Below are 15,150 nucleotides of genomic sequence, written 5' to 3' on the forward strand. Positions count from 1 at the left end.
AGAAGATCCTCACTTCCATTAATGCGGAGTGCTCAAAACTAACTGACCCATGTCTTAATGACTGCAAAGTACTCACGAAGCATATAGTTTATTCTTATCGTAGTCGGCGTCTTGCTTGATACCCCTACAGGTTCTAGATGGAGTTGCTTGGCAATCATCTTTGCGCGAAGCATATGATAATCGCTCGTAATTATTGCAATGGTTGGCATGCCGCTATCATCTATTTCATGTGCTATGATACTTTTAGAGAAACTTAGATTTTCCTCAGTATTCGTAGATGTATCTTCAAGGATGATTCTTTCAGTGGAGATACCTTCGCTTACCAAATATCGAGACATGGCCTCTGCCTCAGAGATACTGGCTCCTAGAGATTTACCACCGGATACAACCACCTGTAAGTGTGAATTCGTCTGTAAAACTTCGATAGCGGAATCTAGCCTGCGTTTCAGGGTCTTTGAGACTTGCTCCCCCTCAAGTCCAGCTCCTAATACAACGGCAAATTGAACCGCTTCAAGCTGATCGTTAGCATTGGCTTCCTTTAGGATGAGGCCACTTACTACAAGCACAGATAGTAAGAAAGTAACTATAGACAACCCCATTAGTTTTGCGAGTAGCTGGTAACCAAGATGTCTAACCCACAAAGCTAGGATGATACATCCTAGTACAAGGCCAATCGTAACTGTTCCAAAGCTAAATCCAAACACCAATAGTAAAATAAGCGCAATTATCGCTAACAGAACGGTAAGAATGACCATTGGATTGCGATGATTAAGTATGGTTTCACGTCCTTATACATCAGTTCACTTGCCTGTCATCCCATCTCCACAATAACACGCACACGTGGCCGCTCGCCGCTAGTGTCTATTTGTTGTCCCGGATGACCGAAGTAGGGAGTCCCGTCGGTATTCCAAAGCAATTGCTGCACACGTGTGTGGCGGTTTGGGTCGTACAGGGGCTCACCGTCAATCTCCTTGTAAGATCTTGCATGATAGACCATCAGGTCGGCGCTGCCATCCTCCGAGACAGTGAAGCTGTTGTGACCAGGTCCATATTGACTTGTGGACTCACAGCTGGAAAAAACCGGTTGTGGCGTTTTGGTCCAGGAGGCCGGATCGAGCAGATCACTTGACTCGTCTGCTGTGAGCAGGCCCACGCAATAACGGTCATCAGTAGCACTGGCCGAGTATGCCATAAAGACACGCCCGTTACGGATGATGACAGCCGCCCCCTCATTCACCCGATGACCCTGAATCTCCCAATCATGCTCGGGAGCTGCGATAAGCACCGGCTCCGTAGCAATGGACCAAGGCGTATCCATCCGCGCGATGTAGATAGAGGAGGATTCGATAATCTGGGCCCAGGCCAGATATCTCTCTCCCCTGTGCTCGAAGGTTGTTGCATCCAGGGAGAAGCTTTCAATAGGCGTCTGGATTCTTCCCTTTTCGACCCATGTGCCGGTAAGCGGGTTTGCATCGGCGCACTCCAGTACATAAGGCCGGATGGCCCACTTATCTTCTGCAGATCCTGCAGCAAAATAGATATACCACTTGCCATCAATCCTATGCAACTCGGGCGCCCAGATATGATTACCCATTTCGCCGGCATTGTGCTTGGTCCAGATGACCGTCTCCTCCGCTTCCGCAAGCTCCACAATTGTGCGGGCTCTGCGGAGCACAAGCCGGTCGTACTCTGGCACAGAAGCCGTAAAGTAGTAGTAACCATCGGTATGCTTTATGACAAAGGGATCAGCCCGGTTGAGGATAAGCGGCTGCGGGTACTCCCGTTCTTGGTAGGTACCCTCTACAACAAAGCTTCCGGGGGTCTCCAGGCGCGATGCATCTATTGGCTCCCATTCGACGGGTAACGAACCCTGCACACCACCAGATAATTCCACCTTCAGGTGTTCAGGCAAGTGTAGCGGCTCGCCGATCATCACTTTAATGACTTGCTCTTGCGAATTTTTTATGGTCAACATTTCTGCTCTCTCCTCGTACCAAGCGTCAGCAGAAGCTAGTGCAAAGGCCTGGTTTCTGCATAGCATTATTTTGACATACACGACTTTAAACGTAAAGAAGGCGCTTACGTGTAAGAGCGGACAGGTACTAGATAATCTGGACAATATGTGATGACACCTTGTCGTAGCTCTCGAATAAGCTTAGGTCATGGTACGGCAGAGGAATGTAACCCTTATCATATGCAGCCCGAATGAACGACTCGTTATGAGCTAAATTTGAATATACGCCTACGGGTTTTGCGTGGAGCAAATTATCGCGCACATAACATTCATCTCCAGTAATGACATACTCCTTGCCATCATGAACAAAATAAATGACCGATGAACCGTCAGTATGTCCGCCAATGACCTTGAACGTAAACTTATTCTCGACAACGTATGTGTCGTCAACGGTGAGGACATTGTCCTGAAGAAGTCTTTCTCGAACCCGTGGATTGCTGCCCTCAAGCGCTTGAAGGTAGTCTACCTGGCTGATGATAATCTGGGCATCAGGAAACTGGTCAATGTTGGAAATATGATCAAAATGATGATGCGTAATACAAATCAAGTCTACCTGTTCCACATGCAGCTCATTCTTTACTTCATCCTCAATATGGTTTAGCGTAATGCCCCATTCCTTGGCCGTCTGCGGGTCGCGGAACCCGACATCAAACAAGATCGTCTTCTGATTATACTTAGCAACATAATAGGACCATGCGATCGGAATGAGTTCTTCAGAGGAGGCACCACGAAAAATATAATTGGCGTTTAGTAACGATTCGCCGAATTTTACAGCATAGAGTTGCATCTGCGCACGCTCCCTAAATAATGGACTGATAAATTATAACGAGGATTTCTTATTCAATAATTGAATGCAATTCGAAAGCTTGAGCCTTCTAACTTTATAATCATCTGACGTGCCGTCTCAAAATTCATCACTACTCTACCTGACGTTTCAAAACCTTTTTGCCAATTTAGATACTTTTTCACCCGAGCAATAACAAAAACAGTGTATGTGTCTGTACTCTCCCAATACCATGATGCGATTGGAAGTCTATATTCATCTAATTCAATCCCTGCTTCTTCAACGGCTTCCCGGTTTAGCGCGGCAATCAAATCCTCATCTGCTTCGATTCTTCCGCCAACAGTAGTTAAAGTCTGCTCGTTTATGTCCCACACCAGAATGATAGAGCCATCTTCAGTAATGGGTAGACTATGAATACCTGCAATTTTCTTGTCATTGGGATAACTGTTAATCGGATTTAACACAACCATCCCCCTCTTCATCACACAGTTTCAACAACAACTTTTCTAAAATCTGGACATCGTTTTTTAGCCATAGAATAGTTTCATTGTGTTCTTTATCCGTCATGATTTTTCTTATCCAGTAAATATAGTTCCCCGCCTTATAATTCAGCATGGCAGCAGTTATACTTTGCCTAAAATCATACCAGCTTATTTGAATAATGGCGTATGTATTCCAAGCTTGAAAAAACGTCTGTTGAGACAAAAGAATACCAGTTTCTGAACTAGGAATTGACTCGTAAGCTTCCGCAAAATGTTCGAAGAACATGCTCAAAGGGCGAATGACAGCTGATTCAAAATCAAAAAAGACAACCTTACCACTGTCACCATGGATTTTTGCGTTATGCAGTGAAATATCCCCCGGATCTAATGCTTTTGGGATTTTCATAATACATTGAAATATATTATCTTTATGCGCCACAAGCTGTTGCATCATGTCATATGAAAAGGTTCCAACATGATTCTTTATCAGCTCCTCCTGATCTTGAAGAAGCGTTTTTAACTCAGTCATATGTATTAGCTCATCCGTGTCAAAGTCAAAGTAATTATTGTTCAAAAATGAGGTCTCTACTGCAAACCGTCCCAACGAATAAAAATAGTTCTGAATATCTTTATTATCTTGAAAGTCAGGATATCTTCCATCAATCCATTCTAATACGAGGAGATATAGGCTATCTATCTGTTCACAATATATGACCGACGGAATGCTAAGCTTTAATGTGCCTATTTGCTGGTACGTTTGAACCTCTTTCTTCATTCCAACATCTGTTCCATATTTCAAGACGAGAACTCTGGAACCACATTTGATCTTCTCGATGATCCTACCTGCCTTTGAATCGTCAAGCATCTCACGATAAGTGATTTTGTCTGAAACGATAGTTTCTATTACTTCGTTATCCATTAGTTTCATTGTTTTCACCTTCATTTACACGAAAATCTTTGAAATCATCTATGTAATAACAATCAACTACTTGCTTATAAATCTCTTTAATTTCGTTTTTAGGCAACCCACAATGAGTTAAAAGCCATTCCCTCATGAAGAATATATCCTTATTCTCAGTTTTGGCGTCAATACTGATGCACCGACATATGGGGAGTATTGGGATAAAGATCTGCAGAAACCTTTTATGATCTTAGGCAGCAAAACGATTGAGTATCCCACTCGAACAACCTTTTTGTACAACTCGAAGGATGCGTATCTCATCACTTTTGATCATGAAGACAATCGTATATTCCAATCGTGAAGGCATATCGCTTGACTACCCGCCAGTGCAAGCCCATCCGCCATTGACTATTACTATCTATTTCCTTTATCTTTTTTCTTAACTCTATATATGTACGAAAACAAAACTAACATAGCCGCTGGACCAAATATCATTATTAAGTGAGGAAATACTGCATAGGCCAGAAAGTACAAAACAGACCAAACAGCAATAATTGTAAACCTTAATGTCTTTCTATTTTTGTATTTCTCTTTATTCTTTAAAATCATTCCAGCTATAAGTCCTATGAAAATAGTATTTATTAACTGAACCAATGGGGCACCTCCTGCTTTAAATCATTTGCTAATATTTCAGATAACGTTCTTGTATGTTCTCAATAAGTCGTGGTATTGATGTATTGATATAATTTACAAGTTCTTTCATCTCATCCTTAAATCCTTCACTATCGGGTGCTCCAACCTGTACTGATACTTGAGAGCCATCGATCATCTCATTGAATCATACGATCTCTCTTCCAAATTTCTCTTTAATAAATTCGACATGAAGGTTGCTCATTCCAATATTAATATCGTATTTTTTGAAACAATCTTCGTTGAACATCATCCTTTTAAACCCACTAGTATCAACTCCGATTTCTTTTATTAATTCATATGCTCCTTTAAAGGGGCTTGGTTTGACAATCTTACCAGCGATCTTTCATCTAACGTTCTGATGCGCGAATGTGGTGTTAGATGAAGGATGCGCTCTCTTCGATTCATCGTAAACATTATTCTATTGGGTTTTCAAAGAATGTCTCATTTGTTATTTCTATGAGCTTATCTGTTGCTTTTTGATTTGATGGATCTTGTTGCATAATATAAAATAGATCTCTAAGCTCATCGATTCGAGATAAGACTAAAGCTTTCGACCTCTCTTCTCGCAATGAAATGTACAGATTGTGTAGACTTACATCTAGATCATCATTTATATCCTCATAAGAGGTTAGTGTGGACATTGAAGCCAAACTATACACACTTGCAATCATCCCTCTGTATGTATATTCATTCACTTCCACGCTAAAACTGCCGATAAGCATTCCTAACTGATGTTTGAAAGTTTGGTCATTTAATCTTTGAATATCACGATTGATGTTTTCTGATGAAATAATTTTAAACCCAAGAATTACTACGAGCACAGATAATATAGCTATGATATATGTGTTTCTCTTCATTGAATTACTCCCAGTTTCATGATTATGCTTTCGTCCATTCTCCAACAAGTACAGGGAACGGACTTGTACAACTAGGAATGGCTACTCTGGCAGCCATTTGCGTGACGGCAAGGACTTTATTGCAACTTACGTAGTCCATTTTCCTGAATTACTCTCTTAAATTCAAACGCTCACCACTTCGTTCTGATCTTGTAGAGCAGCAATGTTTGAAATAATGATTCTCGATCCCTATGGGTAGAGACTTTATTATGATACGGAAAATCATCGCTCGTAACGAGCATTTTTCCCACGGAGCTTGCCGGCTCATAATTAATCTATTCATCAAATTGAACCTTGCCTGATTCAGATCTTGTGAAGTTTTCCTTCGGCAGAATATACAACATCCCTTGGGTCCATGGATCATTGTTCATTGTAGATTCGTTCAATGAAAAATAATGATACCTGGAATTATGATGTAGGATGCAACCGTTTCGAAAACTGCCGATCAAATGACTTCTGTTAAAGACAGCGTAAAAGAGCGGCCAAATGGGATCCGTTGTGGCGAACACGGCTTTTGCCAATTCCCCATTATACAAGGTCTGTTCTCTAGGCTCAAAAACTTCAATATGAGAGTTATTCGAACCATGGAACACATACTTCTCCTTCATTGAAACGTAGGAAAGAAATCGAAATTTAGGGTAAGGCAGCATATACTCAAGAACTTGGCTTTGTCTGTCACCAATGGATGCTAGCAGTTGATCATATTGTTCTGCTTCTTCCTTCTCAATATCAATAGGGGGTGAACGATAAAGCAGGATCTTCAACAATGCGCTTATCATATCTGTGTAGGTCTCCTTAAGCTAGTATTGAGCAGGTGAGAACCTTTCTACTTGCCGTCCATCTCGTGTCATGACAAAAATTTCATTTTAATTTAATGCCTCGATATACTCCCGTTCTTAGTTCTTGAATATATTCATTTAATAAGGGCATATCGGCCTCTATGGCTTGGTCAATCGAGCGCTGAATGGAATAAGGAACTCTCACAAATTGAACACTTACTGCCGATTCTTTGGTTTCCCCATAGTGCCCCTCAAGTATCACATAGGAGGCTTGCGTAATCTCAAGCGGATTACCGACACTTCCTACATTAAATAACGTCTTGCCTTCGAAATGCTGGATGTACGCATTATGAATATCCCCATACCCCACTACATCTGCCTCAACATCACTTTCGCACTCATTTGAACTTTGGAATAAAGACAACAATGTTTCCCGGTCATTCCAAGGATGAATGCGTTCATACAAACTTCTCGGAGATGCATGAAACAGCCTAATCTTTTTCCCGCTCATTACGAATTCAATCGAAAACGGCAAAGAAGCCAGGTACGCTAACCGTTCTGGTCCAAGTTGTTGTTGATGCCATAATAACGCTTCCTCTTCCGTGGGTTTTGAAATGAACTCGTCCCAATTGCCTCGGATTACTTTTTCACATGTTTTAGCTATTAGATCCACTACAAGATGCCCGCTAGGTCCTTTTCCAATCAGGTCACCTAAGCAGTAGATGCTTTCGATTTCTCTTTCAGCTATATCATCTAGAACAGCCTGTAATGCAGGTAAATTTCCATGTATGTCTGAGATTAATGCTATTCTTTTCATCGGTTAAGCCTCCAAATTGTTATCAAGCTGCTCCGCCAATCCGATCAGAAGCCCTTCTACTCCACGAATGTAGCAGAGCCGATACGAATTCTCGTACTGAACCACTTCCCCGACAAGTTGCGCGCCATACTTTGCAGTGAGTCTAGATACCAACTCATCAATGTCTTGAACGGCAAACATAACACGCAGATAACCGAGAGAGTTTACAGGAGCAGTCCGATGATCGGATGTAACAGAAGGCGTAAGAAACCTCGAAAGTTCAATTCGGCTATGGCCATCTGGGGTAACCATCATTGCAATCTCAACGTGTTGTGACCCCAATCCGGTTACGCGGCCAGCCCATTCACCTTCAATTGCAGCTCGCCCTTCGAGTTTCAAGCCAATCTCCTCAAAAAAAGAAATGGCATCATCAAGGGATTCTACAACGATGCCAACATTGTCCATTCGCAATAATTTGTTAGGGTTCATCGTTTTTACTCCTCTTATGTTTTATGTTTGTCGTTAGTTACATTGACAATGATGTCCTTTAGTTCACTCAGAGTCTTAATTCGATAGCTGGCTTGTGAGAAGTCATGTGTTCTTGTGAAGTCATTATGTACGATAGCACAGTCGATACCAGCCGCGACGGCTGAATTTAATCCTCTGTTTGAATCCTCCACAACTAGAGTCTCTTCTTTTGTAGCACCGAAGCGCTCTAGGGCAGTCAAGTATGGCTCTGGGTGCGGCTTTGGGCGGTCGTAGTCTTCGCGAACAAGGACAAACTCCATGAATTGCGCAATCTGGCGCTTCTCATGAATCAGTTCAAAATCAGCACGTTTAGCAGTCGTTACGATGGCCATGCGGACGTATTTTGACAGTTCAGCTAGCGTCTCAACTACGCCTTCAATCTCTATCGCTTCGGTTCTTAAATATTCCTGATAATAGGCGTTGCGGACCTCACTCTGCTTGATAATGACCTGTTCATCAATACCTGCTGCCCTAGCTTGGGCCCAAGTGCCTAAAGGCTGGGTCATGTCGAGAAGATATTGATCTTTATCCAAGTTAAATCCAATATCAGCATGAGCGCGTTCCCCCGCTTTGTAATACCAGAATTCGGTATCCACCAGAACACCATCATGATCGAAGAGTATATACTTTTTCATTGTTCAGACTCCTTTTGGCAGCCATGCGCGCCACCACGCACAGTTGATTACATAAGTGAACTGTCACCGGTGTAAGCGAAGATATTTAAAAATGTAACCTCATTTACTCAATGATCAGCTTTATTCGCTCCTCTTCCTCAAACATGCTTAATAGTCTTTCTTTATTTCTTTGATCTTTAAATGCATACCATGCTTCTAACAAATCTTTATCCTCGGACAATGTATCCTTAAATCTCCGAAATACACCTTTCCCGCCACGAAGCGAACGTTCAAGATGATCCTTCATGATTTTGTTTGAAACGGTTTCCGTGAATTCTTCCATATCCTCAAAGGACTGCCAGGATTCTATGGTCGGCACTCTTATATACCGATCTTCAAAATCTTCTTCAATTCGTTCTTTTAGATCGGGGTCTACTTCAGTATAATCACCTAGCATTTCAACTTCACCAGTCTGCTTGTCAAAATAGAATCTAAGATCATTCCCAGAATTTTCACAAGCAAAAACCAATTCATTCCATTGAAAAAGTGTGATTTTAATTTCTTCGATTTGACCGTCCATAAATTCACCCTCTTTAAAATTTTGTATTTTCCCACATTATTATATTGACGACGTCATGGCCCTTTAGGTTTTAGTCCAAGGAAGTTCTGGAAGCAGCCATTGCATTTAAGGCATTCTCAAAATAGCTATATACTTCATCTGCAATTGCAAGAAACTCTTCAACACATACACTATTACAATCCAAGTAACAAGCGTACAGATAATCAACTAAAGCGGAGTCAATCTCACAATAGTTTACTATGGCATTCTTCATCATACTAAAGTCATCTTGCCACACACCTGTGTCTACTAAAACCAAAGAGTATAAGGCACGAATTAATCTCTTCGAGTAACCTTTAATATATCTGGTTTTCATAGTATTATCATTAGCATTAGAAAGTAAACGATGTATACGAACTACTTCCTCCTTGGTCTCTTTATTCAAGTCTAGAATAAACGCTGGCGAAATAAGTATTGGTGGTACTTCTTCACCAACGTCATGACCGTATATGCACACACAAATTATCTTGACCCAAAAGCCCCACTCATTCGGTTTACTTAATACATCGTCCATCGAGCAAATTGTCGTATCAATCTTAGTTAATACGGGATACTCTTCAAGAAGCCTGTCTTTTATTTTTGACAATCTTTCGTGATCCACAACTTTGGTATTCATACAAACAATAGTAAAATCTGCATCTGACTTAAAAGGTGTAGCCGTTCCTTTTGGAATCGAGCCACACATATAAATGCTATGAATCTTATCTTTGAATTCGGCAAGTATATGATCTATGTACTTATCAACAAAATCTTTATATTCACTTTGAATTTCAATTCTATTTATAACTTTTTGTAGTATCATATAGCCTCCTAAACTAAGAAATTATTTGGGCCAAGATTCGTACGTTCAGGCTGTGCAAAAGTTGTCTGCTTGAACCAGCTTCCTCGAATACCCTCGGGCAGACCAAGGGACTACTTTCTCACAGCGTGAATGTTTTGTTATGCGATGAATCACTCTACTCCGAATATGCTAAAAATCAATATGGTTTATCTTCCATTTTTCATTAGGAACCTTAGACAATTGAACTACAATCTTAAGGTCACCTTTGTCACCTTTCACTTTAATTTTGTAATTTGCATTCCCATATCCATTACTTTTATTTATACTACCTGAGGGAAAAAAGCCAAACCCATTAAACTCACCGATTTTTTCCTTAATAGTTACATCATTCTCAATGTGGATGATTGCAGTTTTGTAAGAAGCATCTTGTTTAATCATAAATGTGATTCCTAAGATGAATAATGAACCTATCACAGTTAATGAACCTAGAACTCTAATTATATTACTGGTTCTATCCTTATTCTCTACTATGAAAACATCAAGTCCATTTATAATATCTCCTTGTCTACGTTTGTCTGTAGAAAACAAAACATTAATTAGGTCCCTAGGCCAATTGAATGAAATTCTATTCCGATCTATCAGTTTACGTCTGTTGGGCAGCTGATAGCTCTCCACTTCTCGTATACCAATGTTGAAAATTCTCTTACCAACACTCTGACCATTAAATATATCTTTGAATATTAGTAAGAATACACCTCCAATAGTTGTAATTAATGTGACTATTAAAGAAAATATTTCATGCCTTTCAAGCCAATTAATAACAATAAAAGTTAGACTAATTGTCATAAAGACAGTTAGGTATGTGTCTATCATCCCCGCAAGAAAACGAACGTTTCTGGGTGCTCTTCTCATATATTTTCCTCGATTCGAGTGATTCAATTTAGTTATCTTTCGCATAACATCGTTGCATTTACGAATCCGAGAGGCTTAGGCTGCCCGCGAAGCGGTCATCATGTCAGGTCGCCAGACTTAGCCCCCGCAGGGTTTTCCGGCTGATTCTGCTTCCTCGCTTCATAACTTCTGTCGGACCAAGCGCGAACGCTCACCGCGTTAATCTGGTGTTATCCGAAGTGATTGGCTTCCGTGTTCATCATTATCAATCGTTCATTTCTTCTAATATCTCTTGAGCAGTGATATGCACTTCTTCTAGTTCCTCCCCTTTAGTAGGTCTGTGAGCAATTCTTTCAAGTTGTTCTCTTAAACTCTCTTTTAAATCTACTGGTAAATCTATCACAAAGTATCTTAGACACCATTCTTTCCAAAGATCGTCCTGGCCAGCAAGAACATTATTTACGAAAGGTAATGCTTCATGAGGAATAGTCAATAAAAGTTTTGATACCTCATTTGCAATTGGCCAGTTTATATCTTGTAGCCATTCTAGTAATTCCGGCACTATTTTTGTGAGTTCATCTCTGTCTAACCTTTTTAAATTATATACACTTTCAAAATCATGTTTATCTTTTGGCAATAGATCTTTAGAATTACTCATGCCAATATACCTCCTTCTATTTACAATAATCGCTGCTTAGACAACCATCTGCATGACTGCTTGGAATTGATGGCTTCAATATCTGTAGGCCTCAAACTGTTTAACGTAATTGTGATGTACTGATCATTTTCCTTGTGAATCCATACCTCCATAATACATCTCTATCATACCAAATTTATCTAAATAACCTAACAAAAAAGAGATTCTCCCCCTGCTCCAAGCAGGCTTTGAATCTCCGAAGCTTTCGGATGATTTCTATTCTTCGTGTTCTTTAGTAGCAAGCCCAACCACCACTCGATTAGCCGATGTAAAAATCCTATCTTGTCTCCAGATAGACGATGAACACTTTCAATCTTCTCCCCATTTCGACCAGGCCATTTGATGAGGTGGAGATCATCCAACTATATACATGACTACAACGAAAATTGGTGTGACAGAACCGTAATAGGAGCTTGAGTATTGACCTTTTAACTCCCGCAGCTCAACTTGGGCTGAGCCCTCCACCAGAAATGATAAAACCAAGTTATTTAAACTGCTCAAGTATAACAACTTTTCCACGAGCCAACTACCCGATCCTTTTTCTTATTAATTCCACAAGTTCTTGTTTTTCAACTTCCGGTATCCGTTCATTTAGACGAGCCGCTGCAACTGGAATCATCCAATCATCTACTTCATGTTTACTTATCATTGAATTCTTAAGATATTCATCTAGATATTTACTTGAGATTAGATGTCTTATTTGAGATCCGATCGTTGATATTAACTTTGGTGTTTTTTCAGATAGTCTACCGAGCTTTAGAATTAAAAATGACCTTGCAACATCTCCTGCCGGATTCCCTTCCATCCCCGTCATCCAGTCAATTATCCACTCATTCTGTTCACTAAGTATGATATTATCTGGATGGAAATCTCCATGGCATAATTTCGTATCATCTTTTAATTGATTCATGTGATTAAAGATCTGTTGCTTCTCTTTAGCTAATAGTATCGGAGCCTGAATAATTCTTTCACTGAGTACTTCTTTTTGTTTTGGAATATTAGAAATCGTATGGCTATGTATGCGAAGATGAATTCGGGCCAGCCTAATAGCTTCTCTACTTAACCTCCAAAATTTCTTGGAGATGAGATTAAGCATCGTCATCCCATGTACTCTAGTGTAGATGATGCCTATTCGACCATTGTACTCCGTTATATTAATAGGTGCTGGGCAATCAATTCCTAATTTATAAACACTATTGCTGATAGCAAATTCCTCGTGTATCAATTGTTCCGGCAAATCAGCATTAAATAATTTCAGAACTTGATGATCGCCCAAAGATAAGATGTCTGCTGATCTTCCAGATGCAATTACTGTATACTTCATGCTGCGCCCCCTTCGCTATTATTACACCTACATTTGCGGCTTAGCGTACCTTTATAGGTCTAGGATAACGGGCTATTATACATTACCTTCCCTCAAATGATTTTCAATCTGTGCCATATGGTGTTTGTTATGCCATATGAATCGTTGCAGCGCTTTTTCCAATGTGATTTCACCCAACACTTCGGTTTGGATCGTCCGTTTAAATAGGTTGGGATCAAGCTCAATCAGTAAGTGAAAAAAACGAAAATGGAGCATTTCCAGAAGCAGGATCGAATTATCTATGGGCAAGGTCTGATAATCATTCAGCTCTGCCCATAAGTCTTCTCGGTAAGTATTTGCAAGGGGATTATCCTCGGTTAATCCTCACTTAATCCATATGAGATGACCCAACTCGTTGCTCATAAGATTAATATCTGGTTGAAATTGGCCAATGGGGAATCTAACTGGATCCATTTTGTTATCTCCTCTTTTATTCGATTTTGAATCTCCAGTTTTTCGGATGTCGTTTCAATTTTAAAGCTGTAACGGCCACCACAGCGGCTATTTGGCCCGAAATCAGGGGTTTGAAATTCTAACGGCCATATAATTCGTTATTGCACCGTCCGAGGTTAATTTGTTAGTCATTTCGTTGAAATAAGTGCTCCTGTGGCCGTTAGAGGAGAATACTAGCTAAAAATGGGGAAATAAGCGCTCCTGTGGCCGTTAGCGGAAAAACCTGCTCTGCCACTCAACTCTGCTGCTGCCTGGCCACGGTTTTACTCTACTCTGCCCCCTACTCCGCTACTGTCTGCCTCCCCTGCTCTTACTCTACTCTAATCCTACTCCGCTATTCCCACCAACTGCACCTTACCATGAAAATGCAAAAACCCCCTTCATCTAGCCTGTCATCGTAGGCTGGACAAAGGAGGTCAATGTGTCGAGCATTATGTATAGATGTCGTCCATAAGAGCAAAGCTCATAGAAATCATATGGTGCCGAGGACGGGGGTCGAACCCGTACGATGGTCACCCATCGCAGGATTTTAAGTCCTGTGCGTCTGCCAATTCCGCCACCCCGGCATGGTGTCATAAATGGTCACAGCATGGTGGGCCCTGAGGGACTCGAACCCCCGACCAATCGGTTATGAGCCGACCGCTCTAACCAACTGAGCTAAGGGCCCTAAAAAGGGATTCCAACATGTGATTGAAATTGGTTGCGGGGGCAGGATTTGAACCTGCGGCCTTCGGGTTATGAGCCCGACGAGCTACCGAGCTGCTCCACCCCGCGATGGTTTCAATTGTGAGTCATTTACGAATGGCGACAAGATATAATATACTACAGGAGCCAAGCGAAAGTCAACCATTTTTTGACGATTTCTGACCTTGGCTCGCCAATATGTATTCTCAAGTTACTGTATATACCGAACCCCGTATCTCCCCCGCCGGGAACGGAAAATCTCGACCTCTTTGGGACTCTCATAGCCGTATAGCCACCAGTCGTTCTCCATTCGCTGCACGAGGCAGCTTGCCTGGAATTTGGTCTCATACAATCGCACCCAATAGATCCACCGCACCTGTCATCCCTCCAACATTTGTTAGTTCTAGCCTGCCCATTCTTCACAATATCAAGCCATATTGGGCATACTTGACTTATACTCTCAGCGGAAAAGGAGACTTCACTATGCAGATCGGACTGGTTATTTTCCCGTCCCGCACCGTCCAGGACTTTGCCAACAGCTGGCGCAAACGGCTAGACCCGCGTTACAGTGCCATTCAACCGCATCTAACCCTTCGTGCAGGGCTTCAGATCAGCGAGGAGGAGCTCGCCGTAATCACCACCCAATTGGAGCAAGCAGCGGCCACACAACCGCCGTTCTCCATCCGTTACGACCGCGCGTCCACCTTCTATCCGGTGAGTCAGGTGATCTATCTGGCTCTGGAGGATCCTCAGCCAGTCATCGCACTCCGTGAAGCATTGTGCACGGGTCATTTGGCAGAGACATCAACGCCCTATGTATATACGCCACATGTCACCCTTGGCCAGGAGCTCTCGCCTGATGAGCTGCATGATGTCCATGCCAGCATCCGTCAGAGCGCGATCGATTTTACCGACCGAGTAGACCGGGTCCACTTGCTCTATCAGACTGCCAACGGTTCCTGGACGGCGTATCAATCCTTTTTGCTGCGAGGGTAGCGTCAACAAGAGATCAGCAAGAGATATCTTCTCATCCCTCACGCTCCACACCATATTGCCAGTACAGCAGACGCACAGGACTTAAAATCCTGCGATGGTCTCGGGTGTACACATATTAACAATCGCATCCTACATCGCAAAGAGCCCGCCATCCTCTCAAGGGATCGCGGGCTCTTCCT

At 41.7% G+C, this 15,150-nt stretch carries 20 protein-coding genes and 3 tRNA genes; 1 reads left to right on the forward strand and 22 read right to left on the reverse strand.

The annotated features are described in order from the left end of the window. Window positions 1–38: 38 nt before the first annotated feature. The 22 genes from F556_RS0103565 to F556_RS38265 form a co-directional block, all read right to left on the reverse strand. Entirely contained in the window at window positions 39–755 is a 717-nt protein-coding gene (locus tag F556_RS0103565; protein WP_020615525.1) for a YdcF family protein, read from the reverse strand. A 56-nt stretch (window positions 756–811) separates the two neighbouring features. Further along, entirely contained in the window at window positions 812–1,975 is a 1,164-nt protein-coding gene (locus F556_RS0103570) for a family 43 glycosylhydrolase (RefSeq protein ID WP_020615526.1), read from the reverse strand. A 127-nt stretch (window positions 1,976–2,102) separates the two neighbouring features. Next, window positions 2,103–2,801 carry an MBL fold metallo-hydrolase gene (locus F556_RS0103575; RefSeq protein WP_020615527.1) on the reverse strand — a complete coding sequence of 233 codons (699 nt, stop codon included), beginning with the start codon at window positions 2,799–2,801 and terminating at the stop codon, window positions 2,103–2,105. A gap of 53 nt (window positions 2,802–2,854) precedes the next feature. Next, a complete protein-coding gene (locus F556_RS0103580) occupies window positions 2,855–3,262 on the reverse strand; it encodes an NUDIX hydrolase (protein ID WP_020615528.1) in 408 nt (135 codons plus the stop codon). Continuing rightward, the gene (locus tag F556_RS0103585; RefSeq protein WP_157272601.1) at window positions 3,246–4,199 is read right to left on the reverse strand and encodes a protein kinase family protein; all 954 of its coding nucleotides are present in this window, start codon (window positions 4,197–4,199) and stop codon (window positions 3,246–3,248) included. The genes F556_RS0103580 and F556_RS0103585 overlap by 17 nt, the downstream gene beginning before the upstream one ends. Next, window positions 4,192–4,335 carry a hypothetical protein gene (locus tag F556_RS37590; protein ID WP_157272602.1) on the reverse strand — a complete coding sequence of 48 codons (144 nt, stop codon included), beginning with the start codon at window positions 4,333–4,335 and terminating at the stop codon, window positions 4,192–4,194. The genes F556_RS0103585 and F556_RS37590 overlap by 8 nt, the downstream gene beginning before the upstream one ends. Before the next feature lie 260 nt (window positions 4,336–4,595). Next, window positions 4,596–4,835 carry a hypothetical protein gene (locus tag F556_RS0103590; protein WP_020615530.1) on the reverse strand — a complete coding sequence of 80 codons (240 nt, stop codon included), beginning with the start codon at window positions 4,833–4,835 and terminating at the stop codon, window positions 4,596–4,598. Between the two features lie 452 nt (window positions 4,836–5,287). Beyond that, window positions 5,288–5,731 carry a hypothetical protein gene (locus tag F556_RS0103595; protein ID WP_020615531.1) on the reverse strand — a complete coding sequence of 148 codons (444 nt, stop codon included), beginning with the start codon at window positions 5,729–5,731 and terminating at the stop codon, window positions 5,288–5,290. Between the two features lie 314 nt (window positions 5,732–6,045). Beyond that, entirely contained in the window at window positions 6,046–6,549 is a 504-nt protein-coding gene (locus F556_RS0103600) for a hypothetical protein (protein ID WP_020615532.1), read from the reverse strand. A gap of 82 nt (window positions 6,550–6,631) precedes the next feature. Then, window positions 6,632–7,366 carry a metallophosphoesterase family protein gene (locus F556_RS0103605; protein ID WP_020615533.1) on the reverse strand — a complete coding sequence of 245 codons (735 nt, stop codon included), beginning with the start codon at window positions 7,364–7,366 and terminating at the stop codon, window positions 6,632–6,634. A 3-nt stretch (window positions 7,367–7,369) separates the two neighbouring features. Continuing rightward, entirely contained in the window at window positions 7,370–7,834 is a 465-nt protein-coding gene (locus F556_RS0103610) for a VOC family protein (protein ID WP_020615534.1), read from the reverse strand. Between the two features lie 14 nt (window positions 7,835–7,848). Then, window positions 7,849–8,508, reverse strand: coding sequence for an HAD family hydrolase (locus F556_RS0103615; protein ID WP_020615535.1), 660 nt, complete (start codon window positions 8,506–8,508; stop codon window positions 7,849–7,851). 103 nt (window positions 8,509–8,611) lie between these two features. Next, window positions 8,612–9,067 carry a UPF0158 family protein gene (locus F556_RS0103620; RefSeq protein ID WP_020615536.1) on the reverse strand — a complete coding sequence of 152 codons (456 nt, stop codon included), beginning with the start codon at window positions 9,065–9,067 and terminating at the stop codon, window positions 8,612–8,614. 70 nt (window positions 9,068–9,137) lie between these two features. Next, window positions 9,138–9,908, reverse strand: coding sequence for a nucleotidyltransferase (locus F556_RS0103625; RefSeq protein ID WP_020615537.1), 771 nt, complete (start codon window positions 9,906–9,908; stop codon window positions 9,138–9,140). A gap of 168 nt (window positions 9,909–10,076) precedes the next feature. Next, window positions 10,077–10,733 (reverse strand): cytochrome c oxidase assembly factor Coa1 family protein, encoded by a 657-nt coding sequence (locus tag F556_RS0103630; RefSeq protein ID WP_245583008.1) that lies wholly within the window; start codon window positions 10,731–10,733, stop codon window positions 10,077–10,079. Window positions 10,734–11,043: 310 nt separating this feature from the next. Continuing rightward, on the reverse strand, window positions 11,044–11,436 hold the full coding sequence (locus F556_RS0103635) for a DUF5071 domain-containing protein (protein ID WP_020615539.1): 393 nt from the start codon (window positions 11,434–11,436) through the stop codon (window positions 11,044–11,046). A 565-nt stretch (window positions 11,437–12,001) separates the two neighbouring features. Further along, on the reverse strand, window positions 12,002–12,799 hold the full coding sequence (locus tag F556_RS0103640; protein ID WP_020615540.1) for an aminoglycoside phosphotransferase family protein: 798 nt from the start codon (window positions 12,797–12,799) through the stop codon (window positions 12,002–12,004). Window positions 12,800–12,874: 75 nt separating this feature from the next. Continuing rightward, entirely contained in the window at window positions 12,875–13,105 is a 231-nt protein-coding gene (locus F556_RS39165) for a DinB family protein (protein WP_157272652.1), read from the reverse strand. 663 nt (window positions 13,106–13,768) lie between these two features. Next, window positions 13,769–13,857 (reverse strand) — tRNA-Leu (locus tag F556_RS0103650). A 24-nt stretch (window positions 13,858–13,881) separates the two neighbouring features. After that, window positions 13,882–13,958: transfer RNA gene (locus F556_RS0103655), tRNA-Ile, on the reverse strand. 30 nt (window positions 13,959–13,988) lie between these two features. Then, window positions 13,989–14,065 (reverse strand) — tRNA-Met (locus tag F556_RS0103660). A 121-nt stretch (window positions 14,066–14,186) separates the two neighbouring features. Further along, window positions 14,187–14,351, reverse strand: coding sequence for a hypothetical protein (locus tag F556_RS38265; RefSeq protein WP_020615543.1), 165 nt, complete (start codon window positions 14,349–14,351; stop codon window positions 14,187–14,189). A 107-nt stretch (window positions 14,352–14,458) separates the two neighbouring features. On the opposite strand from F556_RS38265, the gene F556_RS0103670 reads away from it, so the two are divergent. Then, window positions 14,459–14,971, forward strand: a complete 513-nt coding sequence (locus F556_RS0103670; protein ID WP_020615544.1) for a 2'-5' RNA ligase family protein — start codon at window positions 14,459–14,461, stop codon at window positions 14,969–14,971. Window positions 14,972–15,150: the final 179 nt, after the last annotated feature.

Source organism: Paenibacillus daejeonensis DSM 15491, assembly GCF_000378385.1.
In the GTDB taxonomy this organism is placed as follows: domain Bacteria; phylum Bacillota; class Bacilli; order Paenibacillales; family Paenibacillaceae; genus Paenibacillus_D; species Paenibacillus_D daejeonensis.

Excerpts from the sequence above, each read along its gene's own strand:
- F556_RS0103605 (WP_020615533.1), bottom strand. The coding sequence starts at position 7,366 with ATGAAAAGAATAGCATTAATCTCAGACATACATGGAAATTTACCTGCA.
- F556_RS0103570 (WP_020615526.1), bottom strand. The coding sequence starts at position 1,975 with ATGTTGACCATAAAAAATTCGCAAGAGCAAGTCATTAAAGTGATGATC.
- F556_RS0103610 (WP_020615534.1), bottom strand. The coding sequence starts at position 7,834 with ATGAACCCTAACAAATTATTGCGAATGGACAATGTTGGCATCGTTGTA.
- F556_RS0103585 (WP_157272601.1), bottom strand. The coding sequence starts at position 4,199 with ATGGATAACGAAGTAATAGAAACTATCGTTTCAGACAAAATCACTTAT.
- F556_RS0103625 (WP_020615537.1), bottom strand. The coding sequence starts at position 9,908 with ATGATACTACAAAAAGTTATAAATAGAATTGAAATTCAAAGTGAATAT.
- F556_RS0103565 (WP_020615525.1), bottom strand. The coding sequence starts at position 755 with ATGGTCATTCTTACCGTTCTGTTAGCGATAATTGCGCTTATTTTACTA.
- F556_RS0103635 (WP_020615539.1), bottom strand. The coding sequence starts at position 11,436 with ATGAGTAATTCTAAAGATCTATTGCCAAAAGATAAACATGATTTTGAA.
- F556_RS0103595 (WP_020615531.1), bottom strand. The coding sequence starts at position 5,731 with ATGAAGAGAAACACATATATCATAGCTATATTATCTGTGCTCGTAGTA.
- F556_RS0103620 (WP_020615536.1), bottom strand. The coding sequence starts at position 9,067 with ATGGACGGTCAAATCGAAGAAATTAAAATCACACTTTTTCAATGGAAT.
- F556_RS0103630 (WP_245583008.1), bottom strand. The coding sequence starts at position 10,733 with ATGACAATTAGTCTAACTTTTATTGTTATTAATTGGCTTGAAAGGCAT.
- F556_RS37590 (WP_157272602.1), bottom strand. The coding sequence starts at position 4,335 with ATGAGGGAATGGCTTTTAACTCATTGTGGGTTGCCTAAAAACGAAATT.
- F556_RS0103575 (WP_020615527.1), bottom strand. The coding sequence starts at position 2,801 with ATGCAACTCTATGCTGTAAAATTCGGCGAATCGTTACTAAACGCCAAT.
- F556_RS0103670 (WP_020615544.1), top strand. The coding sequence starts at position 14,459 with ATGCAGATCGGACTGGTTATTTTCCCGTCCCGCACCGTCCAGGACTTT.
- F556_RS0103615 (WP_020615535.1), bottom strand. The coding sequence starts at position 8,508 with ATGAAAAAGTATATACTCTTCGATCATGATGGTGTTCTGGTGGATACC.
- F556_RS0103640 (WP_020615540.1), bottom strand. The coding sequence starts at position 12,799 with ATGAAGTATACAGTAATTGCATCTGGAAGATCAGCAGACATCTTATCT.
- F556_RS0103600 (WP_020615532.1), bottom strand. The coding sequence starts at position 6,549 with ATGATAAGCGCATTGTTGAAGATCCTGCTTTATCGTTCACCCCCTATT.